The 17341-nt window shown below is 47.9% G+C and carries 13 protein-coding genes; all 13 read left to right on the forward strand.

The annotated features are described in order from the left end of the window. Nucleotides 1–55: 55 nt before the first annotated feature. The 13 genes from WH45_RS12390 (at nucleotide 56) to murD (ending at nucleotide 17257) form a co-directional block, all read left to right on the forward strand. Nucleotides 56–910, forward strand: coding sequence for an ABC transporter permease (locus WH45_RS12390; protein ID WP_407668028.1), 855 nt, complete (start codon nucleotides 56–58; stop codon nucleotides 908–910). A 21-nt stretch (nucleotides 911–931) separates the two neighbouring features. After that, nucleotides 932–2701 carry an ABC transporter ATP-binding protein gene (locus WH45_RS24140; protein ID WP_046214746.1) on the forward strand — a complete coding sequence of 590 codons (1770 nt, stop codon included), beginning with the start codon at nucleotides 932–934 and terminating at the stop codon, nucleotides 2699–2701. Between the two features lie 169 nt (nucleotides 2702–2870). Further along, nucleotides 2871–4517 (forward strand): bacillithiol biosynthesis cysteine-adding enzyme BshC, encoded by a 1647-nt coding sequence (bshC, locus tag WH45_RS12400; RefSeq protein ID WP_046214747.1) that lies wholly within the window; start codon nucleotides 2871–2873, stop codon nucleotides 4515–4517. 344 nt (nucleotides 4518–4861) lie between these two features. Next, nucleotides 4862–6124 (forward strand): adenosylhomocysteinase, encoded by a 1263-nt coding sequence (locus tag WH45_RS12405; RefSeq protein ID WP_046214748.1) that lies wholly within the window; start codon nucleotides 4862–4864, stop codon nucleotides 6122–6124. A gap of 123 nt (nucleotides 6125–6247) precedes the next feature. Next, complete coding sequence (locus WH45_RS12410; protein WP_052723758.1) at nucleotides 6248–7093, forward strand: DUF2785 domain-containing protein; 846 nt, start codon at nucleotides 6248–6250, stop codon at nucleotides 7091–7093. A 314-nt stretch (nucleotides 7094–7407) separates the two neighbouring features. Further along, nucleotides 7408–7845 (forward strand): division/cell wall cluster transcriptional repressor MraZ, encoded by a 438-nt coding sequence (mraZ, locus tag WH45_RS12415; protein ID WP_046214749.1) that lies wholly within the window; start codon nucleotides 7408–7410, stop codon nucleotides 7843–7845. A gap of 20 nt (nucleotides 7846–7865) precedes the next feature. Continuing rightward, nucleotides 7866–8831: a 16S rRNA (cytosine(1402)-N(4))-methyltransferase RsmH gene (gene rsmH / locus WH45_RS12420; RefSeq protein ID WP_046214750.1), complete on the forward strand. Its 966-nt coding sequence runs from the start codon at nucleotides 7866–7868 to the stop codon at nucleotides 8829–8831. 21 nt (nucleotides 8832–8852) lie between these two features. Next, nucleotides 8853–9263 carry a hypothetical protein gene (locus WH45_RS12425; protein ID WP_046214751.1) on the forward strand — a complete coding sequence of 137 codons (411 nt, stop codon included), beginning with the start codon at nucleotides 8853–8855 and terminating at the stop codon, nucleotides 9261–9263. A gap of 16 nt (nucleotides 9264–9279) precedes the next feature. After that, nucleotides 9280–11793 carry a penicillin-binding transpeptidase domain-containing protein gene (locus tag WH45_RS12430; RefSeq protein WP_046214752.1) on the forward strand — a complete coding sequence of 838 codons (2514 nt, stop codon included), beginning with the start codon at nucleotides 9280–9282 and terminating at the stop codon, nucleotides 11791–11793. Between the two features lie 110 nt (nucleotides 11794–11903). After that, nucleotides 11904–13391, forward strand: a complete 1488-nt coding sequence (locus tag WH45_RS12435; RefSeq protein WP_046214753.1) for a UDP-N-acetylmuramoyl-L-alanyl-D-glutamate--2,6-diaminopimelate ligase — start codon at nucleotides 11904–11906, stop codon at nucleotides 13389–13391. Then, nucleotides 13391–14782, forward strand: coding sequence for a UDP-N-acetylmuramoyl-tripeptide--D-alanyl-D-alanine ligase (locus WH45_RS12440; RefSeq protein ID WP_152663561.1), 1392 nt, complete (start codon nucleotides 13391–13393; stop codon nucleotides 14780–14782). Before WH45_RS12435 ends, WH45_RS12440 begins: the two co-directional genes overlap by 1 nt. A 19-nt stretch (nucleotides 14783–14801) precedes the next feature. Then, on the forward strand, nucleotides 14802–15770 hold the full coding sequence (mraY, locus tag WH45_RS12445) for a phospho-N-acetylmuramoyl-pentapeptide-transferase (protein ID WP_046214754.1): 969 nt from the start codon (nucleotides 14802–14804) through the stop codon (nucleotides 15768–15770). 2 nt (nucleotides 15771–15772) lie between these two features. After that, the gene (gene murD / locus WH45_RS12450) at nucleotides 15773–17257 is read left to right on the forward strand and encodes a UDP-N-acetylmuramoyl-L-alanine--D-glutamate ligase (protein WP_046214755.1); all 1485 of its coding nucleotides are present in this window, start codon (nucleotides 15773–15775) and stop codon (nucleotides 17255–17257) included. Nucleotides 17258–17341: the final 84 nt, after the last annotated feature.

A 17341-nucleotide genomic window follows, 5' to 3' on the forward strand; every position in this document is an offset into this window, starting at 1 on the left:
TACTGGAAACCAAAATCCGAATAATGCAACTGCTGATACGGCGAGCGATCCGACTATTCAGCAGAAAAGTGTGTCGTTATGGCAGGATGCCCTGTATCGTTTATCTCGTAATCCTGTCGCTATGATTAGTTTGGTTGTACTCTTTATTATTATTTTGATGTCAATTATTGGCCCGCATATGGTGCCATATAATTATTATAGTAATGATCTGATGAACACGAATAAATCAATGTCGGCAGAACACTGGTTTGGTACGGATAACCTGGGGCGTGATATGTGGGTTCGTACGTGGATGGGAGCTCGTATCTCCCTGATCGTTGGTTTCTCTGCAGCACTGATTGACCTTATTATCGGTATCATTTACGGCGCTGTTATGGGTTACAAAGGCGGCCGCGTCGATGAAGTGATGAACAAAATCTCCGAGATTTTGTACTCCATTCCTTATCTGCTGATCGTCATCCTGCTGCTGGTTGTTATGGAGCCAGGATTGACAACTATCATTTTCGCACTTGCTGTAACCGGCTGGGTAACCATGTCCTGGATTGTACGCGGTGAGATTATGCAGCTGAAAAATCGTGACTTTATCCTGGCAGCACGTTCCATGGGTGCAAGTGGCAGCCGTCAATTGTTCAAACATCTGCTGCCCAATGCATTGGGACCTATTATCGTAACAGTAACACTGTCGGTACCAAGTGCAATCTTTGCCGAAGCTTTCCTGAGCTTCCTCGGTCTTGGTGTACAGGCGCCTGTATCTTCTCTGGGTTCGATGATCAATGATGCACTGCAGGGATGGAATCTGTATCCTTGGCGTATGTGGTTCCCTGCTGGTCTGATCTGTATCACTATGCTGGCATTCAACTTGCTGGGTGATGGTCTGAGAGACGCACTGGATCCGAAACTGAGAAAATAAAATCTATAGGAGGTGGGCTAAGTGGAGAAAATCTTAACAGTCAAGAATTTGAGCGTGTCTTTCAGCACTCGTGCAGGTGAATTTAATGCCGTAAAAGATGTCAATTTTGAAATTGGCAAAGGAGAGACGCTGGGTATTGTTGGGGAATCCGGTAGTGGTAAAAGTGTAACCGCTCAAACCATTATGCGTCTGATTCCTTCTCCGCCTTCTAAGATTAAAAGTGGAGAAATCACTTTTTTGGGCGAGAGCCTGCTTCATAAAACTGATAAGCAAATGGAATCGATCCGTGGTAAAGATATCGGTATGATCTTCCAGGATCCAATGACTTCCCTGAATCCGACTATCAAAGTCGGCAAGCAGATCACGGAAGTATTGCAGAAACACCAGAAGATGTCTTCTACCGAAGCCAAAGCTTCTGCATTGGAAATGCTCAAACTGGTCGGTATCAAAAATCCGGAAGTCCGCTTCAACCATTATCCGCACCAATTCTCGGGTGGTATGCGTCAGCGTGCGATGATCGCGATTGCACTGGCATGTCGTCCATCCCTGCTGATTGCGGATGAGCCGACTACAGCACTGGACGTTACGATTCAGGCACAGATTCTGGACCTGATGAAAGACATGCAGCAAAAGCTGGGTACATCCATCATTCTGATTACACATGACCTGGGTGTCGTAGCAGGCATGTGTGATCGCGTCGTGGTTATGAAAGAAGGAGATGTTGTAGAAACAGGTACAACATCCGAGATCTTCAAAAACCCGCAGCATCCGTACACCAAACGTCTGCTGAACGCATTGCCTCGTCTGGATGAGCCGAAAAAACCGAAAATGGTATCTGCCATTGCCGGTCTGGACCCGACTCGTCCGCTGGTAGAAGTGACGAATCTTCGTCAGCATTTTAACCTGGGCAAAGGTAACATCCTTAAAGCTGTTAATGATATAAGCTTCAAAATCTATGAAGGTGAGACACTTGGGGTCGTAGGTGAATCCGGTTGTGGTAAGTCGACAACAGGTCGTACGATGCTTCGTCTATATGAGCCGACTGGAGGAAGCGTTAAATTTAACGGGACGGATATTTTCAACCTGTCTCCACGTAAAATGAAAGCGATGCGTAAAGATATGCAGATGATCTTCCAGGATCCATATGCATCTTTGAACCCACGCTTCAACGTTATGGATATTATCGGAGAGTCTCTGGATATTCATGGACTGGCGGGAAGCCGTGCAGAACGCAAGAGACGTGTAGAAGAATTGCTGGATATGGTAGGACTGACGGCGAGTCATGCTACCCGTTATCCGCATGAATTCTCCGGTGGTCAAAGACAGAGAATCGGGATTGCCCGTGCGCTGGCTGTTAATCCAAAATTCATCATCTGTGATGAGCCGCTGTCCGCACTGGACGTATCGATTCAGGCGCAGGTTGTTAAATTGCTGGAAGAACTGCAGCAGCGTCTTGGTCTGACCTATCTGTTTATTGCCCATGACCTATCCATGGTAAAACATATCAGTGACCGTGTAGCTGTTATGTACATGGGTAAAATTGTGGAACTGGCAGAAAGTGAGGAGCTGTACGCGAATCCGCTGCATCCTTACACCAAAACACTGCTGTCTGCAATTCCAATCCCTGATCCGGATGTGGAAGTGAACAAGCGCAGAATTCTGCTGCCAGATGAGCAGCAGGCGCCTGTAGAATCCGCTAACCCTGGTGCTCCAAAAGATCCTTTCAATCTGGAAAATTCCGAGCTGTTGGAAGTATCTCCAGGACACTGGGTGGCTCAGCCGCTTGCTTAATTTATAATCGTTTTATATAAAAACCGTCATAATATATGACGGTTTTTTTCTTTATTTCAAAAAGTATAAAAGTATGCTGATTTCTTTGACTAAACGGCTATACTTTCGTTACAATCATATAAGGTATAGAAGTTACAATAAGTAACAACGATGAGGAGGACCTTACCCCATGAATGTAGTCCCGGAGAGGCTACCTGCGAATCAGCCGCTCGCAGAGCGGTATATGAATGATTTTGCATCGGTAAGCAGCTTGTATAATATGAAAGTTACTGATCCGCAGACGTGGGTTCAGCGTGCAGCATGGCTGGATCAGAGTAAGCACTCCCGGATGGAACGTGGAGCGTTGGTAGATTGTCTAGAATCCTATAATCATTTACACAATAATCATGAAGAAGTCCACAAATCACTGGAACTGCTTCGCCAGGAGGAGACACTGACGATGGTCGGCGGCCAGCAGAGTGGTTTGTTTACAGGTCCGCTTCTGGTTATTTATAAAGTAGTAACCTTGATTCTTGGTGCACGGGAAGCGGCAGCCAGGCTGAACCGGCCTGTAGTGCCTGTGTTCTGGATTGCCGGTGAAGATCATGACTGGGATGAAGTGAATCATACGTATCTTCCCGATCGTGACGGCCAGGCGGTCAAAATCCGTATGGATCATGAACGTGGAGGTCATTCACCGGTAAGTCGTACATCCATCGACCGCAGTCATACGGAAGGTGTACTGAAGCAGTTCGAGAGCCTGCTGCCTGACAGTGAACATAAGAGTGAATGGATTCAGGAGCTGCGCAAGTATATGGAGCAGTCAGACAATCTAAGCGGGGCATTTGCCAAACAGCTGGGACGTTTGTTTGGACGCTTTGGTGTGGTGCTGCTGGATTCAGATGATCCACAGCTGCGCCGACTGGAAGTTCCTGTATTCCGCAAAATGATTCAGCAGAATGATCAACTGACACAAGCTTATCTGGCAGCAGCGGAGAAAGTGCGTGCACTTGGCTACGAAGAACAGGCGACAGTTGCCGAGGAAAGTGCCAATCTGTTTTATATCCATAGTGATGAAATTTATGCCAATGAGCGGATACTGCTGTTCAAGCGTGACGGCATGTTCACCGATCGCAAAGGTCTGGTGACATTTACACCAGATGAACTGCTGGACATACTGGAACAACACCCCGAGCGATTCAGCAACAATGTACTGACCCGTCCATTGATGCAGGAATCCCTTTTCCCCGTATTGAGTACGATTCTGGGTACCGGAGAGATTGCCTATTGGGCGCTTACTCATCAGGCATTTGAGATTCTGGATCTGCAGATGCCGCCGATTTTGCCGCGGATGTCCTTTACGATGGTAGAAGAGAAAATTCAAATGCTGATGCAGCAGTTCGATCTTTCTTTTGATGATGTGCGGCAGCGGTTTGGAGAAGTAAGAGAAAAATGGTTGTCCGAACAAGAAGATTACCATTTGGACGAGCGTTTCGCAGAACTGAGACGCCAATTTGATCAGATATATATGCCGTTTATTGAATCTCTGGCTGAGGTGGATCCATCATTGCCTCATATCGCCGAGACCAATCAGCACAAGATCGAAGCACAGATTGAATACTTGCATCGCAAAAGCAGCAACGCGGTAGCCAAGCAGCACGAAGTGGGACTGCGCAGACTGGATCGCATTGCTCATTCGCTGTATCCTTTTGGCAAGCCGCAGGAACGTACGATCAACAGCTACTATTATCTGGGTCGGTATGGTGAGCAGTGGCTGGATCAGCTGCTGTGTATCGAGCCTGATCTGGATGGCGGGCACCGCTTGATCTACATGTAAATGATGCATGCGACAAATGGATTTACTTTACCACTATACGGCATGACAAACGGTGGATATTCCGCATCCGATCAGGCTGTTGAGGACACCTTTTACAACAGATCGGATTCATAACTGCAATGCATATCAAATAGAGCATTCTCGTCGGGAGATGCTCTATTTTTATGTGGAAATGGACATGGGCCAAGCAGTATGAATAGTATCTGTATCCCGTTTGAATACTGCGGCAGGAGTGGTGAAAGAAGAAATAAAGATTGCTTCTTGGATAGGTATGCCTTTAAATGGAACTATCAGTGGGTTATAATAATGAGCTGGAATTATCTATATGCAGAGGAGAAATGAATATGACATTGCCATCCCTTCAAAACAGCATCGTCGCTGATATGGCGCTTGCTCCGGAAGGCCACCGTAAAATTGAGTGGGTATCTTCCCATATGCCGGTATTGAACCGGATTCGCGAAGAATTTGAACGTGATCTTCCTTTCAAGGGACTGAAAGTTACGATCTGTTTGCATCTGGAAGCCAAAACGGCTTACCTGGCCAAAGTGGTCAAGGCAGGCGGCGCGGAAGTAACTATTACCGGCAGCAACCCGCTGTCCACACAGGATGATGTATGCGCGGCACTGGTTGAAGACGGAATTACCGTATTTGCCAAATACAATCCGGACCCTGCCGAATATAAAAGTCTGGTTCTGCATGCACTGGAGACCCGACCGGATCTGATTATCGATGATGGTGGAGATCTGATTACATTGATGCACGGCGAGCGCCCGGATCTGCTGGAAGGTATTCGCGGCGGCGCCGAAGAGACGACTACAGGAATCATCCGCCTGAAAGCCCTGCAAAAAGAAGGCACACTCCAGCTGCCGATGGTCGCTGTCAATGATGCGTACTGCAAGCATCTGTTTGATAATCGTTATGGTACCGGTCAATCTGTATTTGACGGTATTATCCGTACGACCAATCTGATGATCGCCGGTACTACGGTTGTTGTCGTCGGCTACGGCTGGTGTGGCAAAGGGGTGGCGATGCGTGCCAAAGGACTCGGCGCGAATGTCATTGTCACTGAAGTGGATGCGATCAAAGCGGTGGAAGCCCATATGGACGGGTTCCATGTAATGCCAATGATCAAAGCGGCAGCGCTTGGCGATTTCCTTATTACCGTAACCGGCAATAAGGATGTTATCGTAGGCGAGCACTATGACGTAATGAAAGATGGTGCTATCGTATGTAACGCCGGTCATTTCGATGTGGAAGCGAACAAGCCGGATCTGGCAGCCCGCGCCGTATCGATCCGTACCGCCCGCAAAAACATCGAAGAATACAAAATGCAGGACGGCCGCCGCATTTATCTGCTGGCTGAAGGCAGACTGGTTAATCTGGGTGCTGCAGACGGTCATCCGGCTGAAATCATGGATATGACATTTGCCTTGCAGGCAGTGGGCCTTCGTTATGTCAATGAAAATTACAAGCAGCTGGGTGCTGGCGTCATCAGTGTACCTTATGAACTGGACGAACAGGTGGCCCGTTACAGACTGGAGAGCCTGGACATTGGTATTGACGTTTTGAGCGATGCACAGAAATCTTATCTGGACAGCTGGTCTTAACAGCCGTCGAACCGAAGTCCTTATTGTATAGTTAGTGGAGATGGATAATATATTTGTCTGAGAAGATGGCAAATGTATTATCCATTTCTGTGTTGATTGTCTGATCGAAAGGGAGGTTTTGTTATGAACAGGGTACAGGAAGAGTACATATTGAAAAACAGACTCAATATGCTCAAACAAAAAGACTTTAAGCTGGATAAAAGCGATCGTATTGAAGAGGTTATCAAGTTAATGCTTAGACATATAGGATCAACAGATAGCGAATTGCGGGATGGTCTTATTTATACAACTTTCGCGCACTGGATTATTTCAGGAGAACTGTCCGAAAATATACTGGCTTACATAAAAGATAGCATGCTGGATCATGAACATTTGTTTTATAACATAGGCGAGACAAATACCGATTCGGTTTTTGTTCGTTCCTTTTCGGTTTTGTTGATCCCACTGCTGCTGGAAAGAAATCAGGCACGTCCATTTCTGGAGCGAGATGAACTGATGGAGATCAAGGAAAATCTTCTGCTTTACATCAGGAAAGAGAGAGATAGAAGAGGTTTCGTAGAAAATAAAGGCTGGGCACATACACTGGCTCATACGGCAGATGCCATACATGCATTATTTCTTTATACTGATCTGCCGCCGCAGGATCATATTACATTTTTGGAAGCTATAAAGATGGCTGTCTGTATAAAAGAAGTTGCCTATACCAACCTTGAAGAAGAAAGACTGGTAACTGCAGCAGTAACCCTGCTTGATCAGCAGAAGCTGACGGAGACAGAAGTTGAAGACTGGATCGACAACTTTTTGAAATGGGATAAAACCGAGGTATGGAATGAAGAATATAAAATCATATTCAATATTAAAAGCTTTCTGGGAAGTCTCTATTTTCGTATTCATGGCAATCCCGAATTTGTCCATACAGCCAGTAAGATAAAAGTTGGGATACATACAATGATGAAGAATTACATATAAGGAGACTGTTCGTAAGGCAGAAATGTAAAACTTCAAAAAAAGCTCTCACTAGTCAGACAGCAATCGAAATTTTCTCAAGCAAGTTACTAAGCAAAAAGACCGATTCTTCCGATATAGAAAAGTCGGGCTTTTTGCGCGCTTTTTTGCAAAACAATATGCTGATTTACATAAAGATTTAAAAAAAGTTACGTTTTTCAAAAAAAATTGACATTTAAAGAAGGGTTTTGATTTTATACGACGAATCTATTATGCTAGATAGAGTGGAGGAAAGTGGTACATAGTGGGGAACAATGGGTAAAAGGAGTGAGCCGCCAATGTTCATGGGTGAATTTCAGCATAACATTGACGATAAGGGCCGGATTATTATTCCAGCCAAATTTCGCGAACTTCTGGGTCAATCCTTTGTTGTTACCCGCGGTCTGGACCATTGTCTTTTTGTCTATCCCATGGAGGAGTGGTCTCTCCTGGAACAAAAGCTTAAATCTTTGCCGCTAATGAAAGCTGATGCCCGTGCTTTTACACGCTTCTTTTTCTCGGGAGCACTGGAAGGAGAATGGGATAAGCAAGGGCGGGTCAATCTGCCGGGCAATTTGAGGCAGTACGCCAGGCTGGAGAAGGAATGTATCATTATCGGTGTCTCCAACCGGGTAGAGATTTGGAGCCAAGCTGTATGGGAACAATATTATAACGAATCAGAACAATCATTTAACGAAATTGCTGAGAAGCTGGTTGATTTTGATCTTGATCTGTAATCGTCTAGGAGGTTTACATCTTGTTTCATCACATCACTGTATTAAAAGAAGAAGCGACAAGAGCACTTCAGGTCAAACCTGATGGAATCTATGTCGACTGTACGCTCGGGGGAGCAGGACATAGTTCGGTAATTGCAGCTGAACTGGGAGCGGGTGGACGACTGATCGCTTTTGATCAGGATGATACTGCGCTGAATAATGCCAAAGCGGTACTGGCACCATATGAGGACAAAGTCACTCTGATCAAAAGTAACTTCCGTTATCTGGAGGAAAAGCTTTTGGAAGCCGGAGTGCCGGTCAAAGATGGAGTACCGCAGGTAGACGGCATTCTGTTCGATCTTGGCGTTTCTTCACCTCAGTTCGACGATGCTGACAGGGGATTCAGCTATAATCATGATGCTGCGCTGGATATGCGGATGGATCAGTCCATCGAATTAACCGCCCGGACTATTGTGAATACCTGGCCTGAACAAGAAATCGCCCGCATACTATATCGATATGGCGAAGAAAAGTTTTCAAAGCGTATTGCCAAAGTAATCGTAAATCGGAGAAATGAAGTACCGATTGAGACAACAGGGGAACTGGCAGAACTTGTCAAGGAAGGCATTCCTGCTGCAGCCAGAAGAACGGGTGGACATCCGGCCAAGCGTAGTTTTCAGGCGCTTCGGATCGCTGTTAATGATGAATTGGGTGCTTTCGAAGAAGCGCTTCATCAATCAGTACGCTGTCTGGCACCAGGCGGACGCGTATCTGTCATTACGTTCCATTCTCTCGAGGATCGATTGTGCAAGCAGATTCTTGCAGAATATCTGGAAAAGGACGTTGCACCACAGGGCTTCCCTATTTATGTGAGCAACGGCGGCGTACTGAAATTGGTCAACCGCAAGCCGGTTCTGCCAACAGATGAGGAAGTAACGAGTAATAAACGGGCAAGATCCGCTAAATTGCGTGTTGCCGAAAAAGTAAACAAAGAAAATCTACAATAAATACAGTGAGGAGACGGATACATGGCTTATACACGCGGGAACCTGGCCGTTAAGCAAAAACCGGCTGAAAAGGTCGTACGGAAATATCGTGAAACGACAAAAGTGGTTGTACGCCGATCTGCCCTGCCGATTCAAGAAAAAATGCTGTATCTCGCAACCGTTCTGTTCTGTGTTGCGATTGCAGGAATTATTGTTTGGCGTTATGCGTATATTTATGAAATCAATAAAAATGCGCAGGAAATGGCGAGTGCTACAGCCAAGCTGCAGCAGCAGACCACACAAAATGAACTGCGTCAGCATCTGCTTGAGAATGATATCGTTGCGCGCGCAGCTGCTCTGGGTTACATAGAGCCTACCGATATTGTGCCTATCCAGGTATCACGGGACAAAGGAACAACCGCTACCTCGACGGATATCAAAGTGAACAACTAAAGCGGGGGATCAGGCAGTGGATAAAAGAATAAGACTTCGTGCTTTACTCATAGGAGGAGGCATCCTCCTTTTTTTTGCTGTACTCATTATCCGTGTATTCTGGATTCAGGTCGTACAAGGATCGGATTGGCATAAATATGCAGTCAAACAATGGGAAAAGACAAGTACCATTTCTGCTGTTCGTGGTACAATTACCGATCGTAACGGTAACAAACTGGCGATGGATGCCCCTGCCTATGATGTCGTACTTAATCCTAAAGTGATTGCAGAACTTGGTGTAAAGGATGAGATTGTAAGCAGATTGCATGAGATCCTGGGCACGGATGAAAGTGAAATTGAAAAGCAGGCTACATCCAAAACCACACCCACAGCCAAAAATCCTGTAAGCGAGCTTCGTGTATGGCGTGAGCTAAACTCGGGCGGTCGTAGGATTCCACAGGACAAAGCCGATCAGGTGAATGCACTGATTGCTGAACTAAAGGAAAAAACAGATGAAAAGTATGACGTGGGTGTACAGCTGAATGTTACAACAAAGCGGTACTACCCCAAAAATGAATTGGCTTCCCATGTACTCGGATATACGAATAACGACGGCGCAGCTGTAGCCGGAATAGAAGCTTATTATGATAAGCAGCTCAAAGGCACAGACGGTTCGATCCGTTATCAGCGTGATAATCAGAATGACAAACTGCCGGATTCACAGGATGTGTATCAGCCAGCTATGAATGGCAGTAATCTGAAACTCACAATTGATGAGACAATCCAGTATTACACGGAGCAGGCGATGAAAGAAGCCTACAAGCAGCTCCAACCGAAAAGCATAACGGTTATTGCTGCCGATCCGAATACGATGGATATTCTGGCAATGGCGAATATGCCGACATTTGATCCAAACAAGTTCAATGAGGTTACCGAAGAGAATTACGATAGCTTCAAAAATCTCGGGATCAAAGCGGAATATGAGCCGGGTTCCACTTTTAAGATTATTACTCTCGCTGGTGCAGTCGAAGAAGGACTGTTTAACCCGGAAGCAACCTATCAATCAGGTACCATACAGGTAGGCCGCACTACACTGCATGATATCAACCGTGTCGGCTGGGGACCTATCACTTACCTGACAGGTCTCAAGCGTTCCAGTAATGTAGCTTTTGTCAAACTCGGCTATGAAATGTTGGGAGCCGAGAGACTGCGCAAATACATTGATGCTTTTGGATTTGGTGCTCGGACCGGAATTGATTTGCCTGGTGAACTGCCGGGTGCTATTACATTCGATCCCAATATCAAAACAGAGGTCGCTACAGCAGCATATGGGCACGGACGTGTACAGGTTACCCCTTTACAGCAGCTGGTCGGTGTCTCTGCAGTAGCCAATGGCGGCAAGCTGCTGACTCCTCATGTGGTCAAGTCGATTACCGATCCGAATACAGGTGTCACTACCGATGTTCCTGTGCATGAAGTGCGTCAGGCAATTGACGCCGCCACATCGGAGAAAGTACGCGGCTATCTGGAGCAGGTCGTATCTGACCAGGAAATCGGTACCGGCCGTCATGCTTACATTGATGGTTACCGTGTCGCCGGTAAGACCGGTACCGCGGTCAAAGTTATTAACGGCAAGTATGATTATACCAAGCAGGTCGTTTCCTTTATTGGATTCGCACCGGCAGACAAGCCGAAGATCGCCATGATCGTCGTGATTGACCAGCCGGCCGATTCCAAGCTGGGCGGCGGTGCAGCCGCAGCACCTGTATTCAAGAAAATCGTGAGCCAGGCGCTTCCTTACATGGGCGTGCCGAAAGCAAACGAAGATATCACGACGCAGAAAAAAGAAAAGACACCAACCTCTGCACCTGCTCCTGCCGTATATAATGTACCTACACTTACCGGCAAAACGGTGGATGCAGCCAAGAAAAAGCTGATTGCCAGCGGAATTGCCTTTAAAGTGGTAGGTACAGGCAGCAAGGTCGTCAAGCAGTATCCTCCTGTAGGTTCGGTAATGGACGGCGGTCAGAGTGTGTATCTGATGACTGAAGACCCGACCAAAATGGAAATTCCCGATCTCAAAGGAGAATCACTGCGTGATGCGCTGGAGATTCTGAATCTGATGAAGGTCGAGGTCACGACAGTAGGACAGGGTTATGTGGCAGAGCAGGTGGAGTCTTCGGGCAATGGCCGGAGAATTATCACACTTACGCTCAAGTCGGCAAGAGCTACAGTCACAGGCGTTGATGATCCGGAAGAAAATGCACTGGGTACCAAAGATGAGACCCAGCCGGCAGACAGTAAGGATGCAGCGACCGAATCCAAAGAAAAAGATTCAACAGAAAAGGCGACAGAAGAATCCACTTCATCGCCGGATGCATCTGCCGAGTCATCGGCATCATCTTCCCAATCAACGGGTACAGCAGCAGATCCATCCATAGCAGAGGTAGGTAGTGGCAGTGCTACGACGACTGGCTCTGTGCAAGGACAAGGAAGTACCTCCGGAAGTTCGCTCAAAATTCCGGAACCTACAGGTGCTCCAACGAACTAATGAGTTAATGCTAATTATGATAACCCGGCAGTCATCGGTGAAGGGAAGCCCCCTTTATTCATCCGGAGACTGCCGGGTATCGTTATTAATTTTGGAAAAGAGGAATCGCTATGTTGTTATCTGAAGCGGCCAGCCTGCTTATTACATCCCGCATTGAAGGTGCTGCAGATGTTTCCATTACTGGCATGGAAATTGACTCACGCAAGGTAAAAGCAGGGGATTTATTTATCTGTCTGCCAGGCTTTACGGTAGATGGACATGATTTTGCCGAACAGGCATTGAAACAAGGTGCTGCTGCTCTGGTGGTGGAGAGAATCCTGCCGCTGGATATTCCGCAGCTGCTGGTGAGCAGCTGCCGTCATGCGATGGCTGTACTGGGAGATGCATTTTACGAACATCCCAGCCGCAAGCTGAATATGATTGGAATTACAGGCACGAACGGCAAAACCACAACTTCTTATCTGATTGAGCGTATTATGAATGATCATCATATCAATACAGGCTTAATCGGAACGATTGAAATGCGTTATAACGGTAAAGCTGTGCCGATGCCTCGTACCACACCAGAAGCGATGGAGCTTCAGCGTCTGCTGCATGAGATGGTGCAAAATGACGTAGAGTGCTGTGTAATGGAAGTGTCTTCCCACGCGCTGGAACAGGGACGTGTCAAAGGTACGGATTACCGGACAGCCATTTTCACAAATATCAGTCAGGATCATCTGGATTATCATGAGACGATGGAACAGTATGTGGCAGCCAAAGGGCTGTTTTTTGCACGTCTGGGGAACTCTTATGATGCCGATCCGGCTGAGCGCAAATATGCGGTACTGAATGCCGACGATCCGGCAGCAGCCTATTTCCGCAGCATTACAGCTGCCGATGTGATTACATATGGTGTGGATCAACCTGCAGATGTACAGGCATCCCGTATCCAGATTACAGCTAAAGGCACTGCATTCCACCTTGATACATTCCGCGGAAGTACAGATATCACACTTCAGATGGTAGGCAAGTTCAATGTGTATAATGCACTGGCTGCAATTACAGCAGCGCTGATCGAGAATGTGCCGCTGGAGCGCATCCGTGAGAGTCTGGAGCAGATGCCTGGTGTAGATGGCCGTGTTGAAGCGGTCGACGCCGGACAGCCATTTGCCGTCATTGTAGATTATGCCCATACACCGGATGGACTGGAAAATGTACTGCGTACCATTACCGAATTTGCAGAAGGACGGGTATTGACCGTATTCGGCTGTGGTGGTGACCGTGACCGTACTAAACGTCCGTTAATGGGACAGGTAGCTGCGAGATACAGCGATTATACACTGGTAACATCGGATAATCCGCGTACCGAGGACCCGCAGGCGATTCTGGATGATATTGAAGCCGGACTGCGCGAACAGCAGGTGGCAGCGGATAAATATGAACGTATCGTCGACCGCCGTGCCGCGATTCAAAAAGCGGTTGAAATGGCACTCCCCGGCGATGTACTATTGATTGCGGGCAAAGGCCATGAAACGTACCAGATTGTAGGTACGGAGGTTCATGATTTTGATGACCGGCTGGTAGCCAAAGAAGCGATAAGGGGTCTTTTCAAGTGATAAATACAACTATTGGACAGATAGCAGCCATGTGCGGCGGACAGCTGAACGGCGATCCGTCGGTGCTCTGTCATGGCGTCGTTATTGATTCCAGACAGCTGCATGATAACTGCCTGTTTATCCCGATCATCGGGGAACGGGTAGATGGACATGATCTGGTAGGACAGGTGCTGGCAAACGGAGCCGCAGCAGCGCTGTGGCAGGCGGATCATGGCACGCCGCCTACCGGGAATACCATTGTCGTCGAAAATACGCTGGAGGCGCTCCAGCAGCTTGCGAGCGCTTATCTGGATAGTACCGAAGCGAGAGTAATCGGCATTACCGGGTCCAACGGCAAGACAACGACCAAGGACATGATTTATGCCCTCATGACCGAAGCCTATCGGGTGCACAAGACAGAAGGCAATTTTAACAGTCATATCGGTCTTCCACTGACCATTCTGGCCATGCCTGGGGATACGCAAATTTTGATTCTGGAAATGGGTATGCGTGCACGCGGCGAGATTGAGCTGCTGTCCCATATCGCACGTCCCGATACGGCTGTTATTACCAACATCGGAGAATCCCATCTGGAGCAGCTCGGCAGCCGGGAAGAAATTGCCCGTGCCAAGCTGGAAATTGTAAATGGTCTAAAATCCTCGGGTCTGCTCGTATACCATGGAGATGAGCCGCTGCTCAAGCAGGTATTGGCTGAACCGCAATATGTCAGTCAGGAAATGCGCAAGGTTACGTTTGGCATGGAGCATAACAATGATTTGTATGCTACTGGAATGATGACCCAGGGACAGTCCACCATATTTACAACCAATGCGCTATCGGAAGAAGCCTGGAATCTGCCGGTGCTGGGAGCGCATAATATGGTCAATGCCATGGCGGCGATCCTGGTGGCTAATGCATACGGGCTGAGTGAAGCCCAGATTCGACAGGGATTTGCCAAGCTGCGTCTGACAGGCATGCGGATCGAGATATTGCAGGGGAGAGACGGAATCACCCTGCTCAATGATGCCTATAATGCAAGTCCAAGTTCCATGAAGGCAGCTATCGATGTACTGGGCAGTCTCAAAGGCTACAAACGCAAAATCGCCGTACTCGGGGATATGCTGGAACTCGGAACCGAAGAGCTTGCTTATCATGAACAGATTGGTGAATATGTGGATGGGCAGGCAGACATGCTGCTGACCTATGGAGAGCGGGGAAAAGCGATTGCCAGCGGCGCAGCCAGACATTTGCCGCCGGAAGCTATCCGTTCCTACACATCCAAACAGGAATTGATCGATGATCTGCTGCAGACCGTCCGCAGCAAGGACGTTATCTTATTCAAGGCTTCCAGAGGCATGAGACTGGAAGAAGTTATACAGGCGCTGATGCCTGATTCAATAAGCAACGCATAGGCGCTGGAGGAGTAGGAAAATGGATTTTCAAATATTGTTATTAGCGGCTGCCGCATCATTCATATTGTCAATTATCGCGATGCCGATACTGATCCCGCTGCTGCGGCGCATCAAGTTCGGACAGCATGTACGCAGTGACGGCCCACAGACCCATCTGAAAAAGGCAGGAACGCCAACAATGGGCGGTATTGTTATTATCCTGGCAGCGACACTCGTCTTCATCAAGTTCTCGGTGATTGATACGAACTTTTGGGTGCTGTTAACGTCTACAGTAGGATTTGGCCTGATCGGATTTCTCGATGATTACATCAAAATCGGCCTGAAACGTTCACTTGGCCTGACAGTCAAGCAGAAATTGGTAATGCAGCTGTTCTTTTCGGCGATTATCTGTTATTTGCTGATTGATAAAGGGCATAGTACGGCGCTTGGTATCCCAGGGACTTCATTCTCCTTTGACTGGGGCGGCTGGTTCTATTATCCGTTCATCGTCATTATGCTGCTGGCAATTACCAATGCGGTTAACTTTACCGATGGAGTAGACGGATTGCTGTCCGGGGTAAGTGCAATTGCATTTGCTGCTTATGCAATTATTGCGATTCAGGCGACGGCACCTGCTGCTGCCGTATGTGCTGCAGCAATGATCGGCGCAGTAATCGGATTCCTTGTGTTCAACGCGCATCCGGCCAAAGTATTTATGGGAGACATGGGTTCACTTGGGATAGGAGGAGCGATCGGCGGTATTGCGATCGTAACCAAAAGTGAACTGCTGTTCCTGATTATTGGCGGTGTGTTCGTTGTGGAATTGCTGTCCGTTGTTATTCAGGTGGTCTCCTACAAGACCCGTAACGGCAAGCGTGTATTTAAAATGGCACCGATTCACCATCATTTTGAATTATCCGGCTGGTCGGAATGGCGTGTAGTGACGACCTTCTGGGCAGTCAGCCTCGTATTGGCTGTACTCGGAATCTATATTAGCAAGGGGTTGTAGTGATGAATGATCCTCAATCTTACCGCGGACTGCCGGTCGTTGTGATCGGCCTGGCACGCAGCGGTGTCGAAGCGGCCAAAGCGCTGCATCGTCTCGGTGCTGTTGTGACCGTCAATGATTTGAAACCAAGAGAGCAGTCCCCCGAAGCAGCCGAGCTGGAAGAACTGGATATACAGGTCATCTGCGGCGGGCATCCGGAAGGACTGATTCACCGGGACGTGGCACTGCTTGTCAAAAATCCCGGTATCCCTTACAGCGCGCCGCCGATTCAGCAGGCGCTTGAACTGGGTATCGAAGTCATTACCGAAGTCGAGCTGGCTTACCGAATATCCGATATTCCAATGATCGGTATTACCGGTTCCAACGGCAAGACGACAACCACTACATGGGTAGGTCAAATGCTGGATGCCTGTGGACTGCATCCGATCGTGGGCGGTAATATCGGTATTCCGCTCTGTCAGGCTGTTGTAGAGGCTGAAGAGAAGGATAATGCCATTATTGTGGCGGAGCTGAGCAGCTTCCAGCTCAAAGGCACCCGGGATTTCAATCCGACAATTGCCTGTCTGCTGAATGTAGCCGAGACCCATCTGGATTATCATGGCACGATGGATGACTATGTAACGTCCAAACGCAAAATTTTTGAAAATCAGGGTGAAAAGGATACCGCTGTTCTGAACTGGGATGACAGCTACTGCCGCAGTATGATCCCTTATATCAAAGCAGGCCGTATCATTCCTTTCTCCGTGAACGAGGAGCTGGGCAATAACGCAGCGATGACAGCTGCCCTCTCAGCGGAGACGAATATGTCTGTATGCGGAATGTACGTATCCCCGTCCTACCTGCCGGATATCGAGGATGAACTGGTACGGACGATCATGTACTGGGATGAAGTGCGGGGCGCTGTGCCGATTCTGCGTGTGGATGAGCTGGGTATTCCCGGTCGTTATAATGTGGAAAATGCACTGTCCGCCTGTGCGATTGCTATTGCCGCAGGCTGCCAACCGGAACAGCTGGCAGACACCCTGCGCAGCTTCCGCGGTGTGGAGCATCGTCTGGAGTATGTGACGACCCATAATGAAGTGGCTTACTACAACAATTCCAAAGCTACCAATGCCAAGGCTACGATGATGGCACTGTCCGCTTTTCAGGATCAGGGAATTGTACTGATTGCCGGTGGATTGGATCGGGGATCCGATTATATGGATCTGCTGCCTGTGCTTCAGTCCCATGTCAAGGCTCTCGTTCTACTTGGTCAGACCCGTCACAAGCTGGCGCGTGTCGCCGAACTGGCAGGAATCGTTTCCGTACAGATTGTAGAAGAGACAGCCGATGCGGAGCAGGCCGTTCGACAGGCCGTTCAGCAAGCATCTGAACTAGCGGAATCCGGTGATATTGTGCTGCTGTCGCCTGCATGTGCCAGCTGGGATATGTTTGCCTCCTACGAAATCAGAGGGAAAGTATTCAAGCAGGCTGTCAGCGAACTGTAGATTCCTGATATATACAGCTCTGGTAATCCTGCTAATAGCCAGGTACCCTATTGTGCTATACAATATGTAACTTAGAGACTAAGA

This window comes from Paenibacillus wulumuqiensis, assembly GCF_000971965.1.
In the GTDB taxonomy this organism is placed as follows: Bacteria; Bacillota; Bacilli; order Paenibacillales; family Paenibacillaceae; genus Saccharibacillus; species Saccharibacillus wulumuqiensis.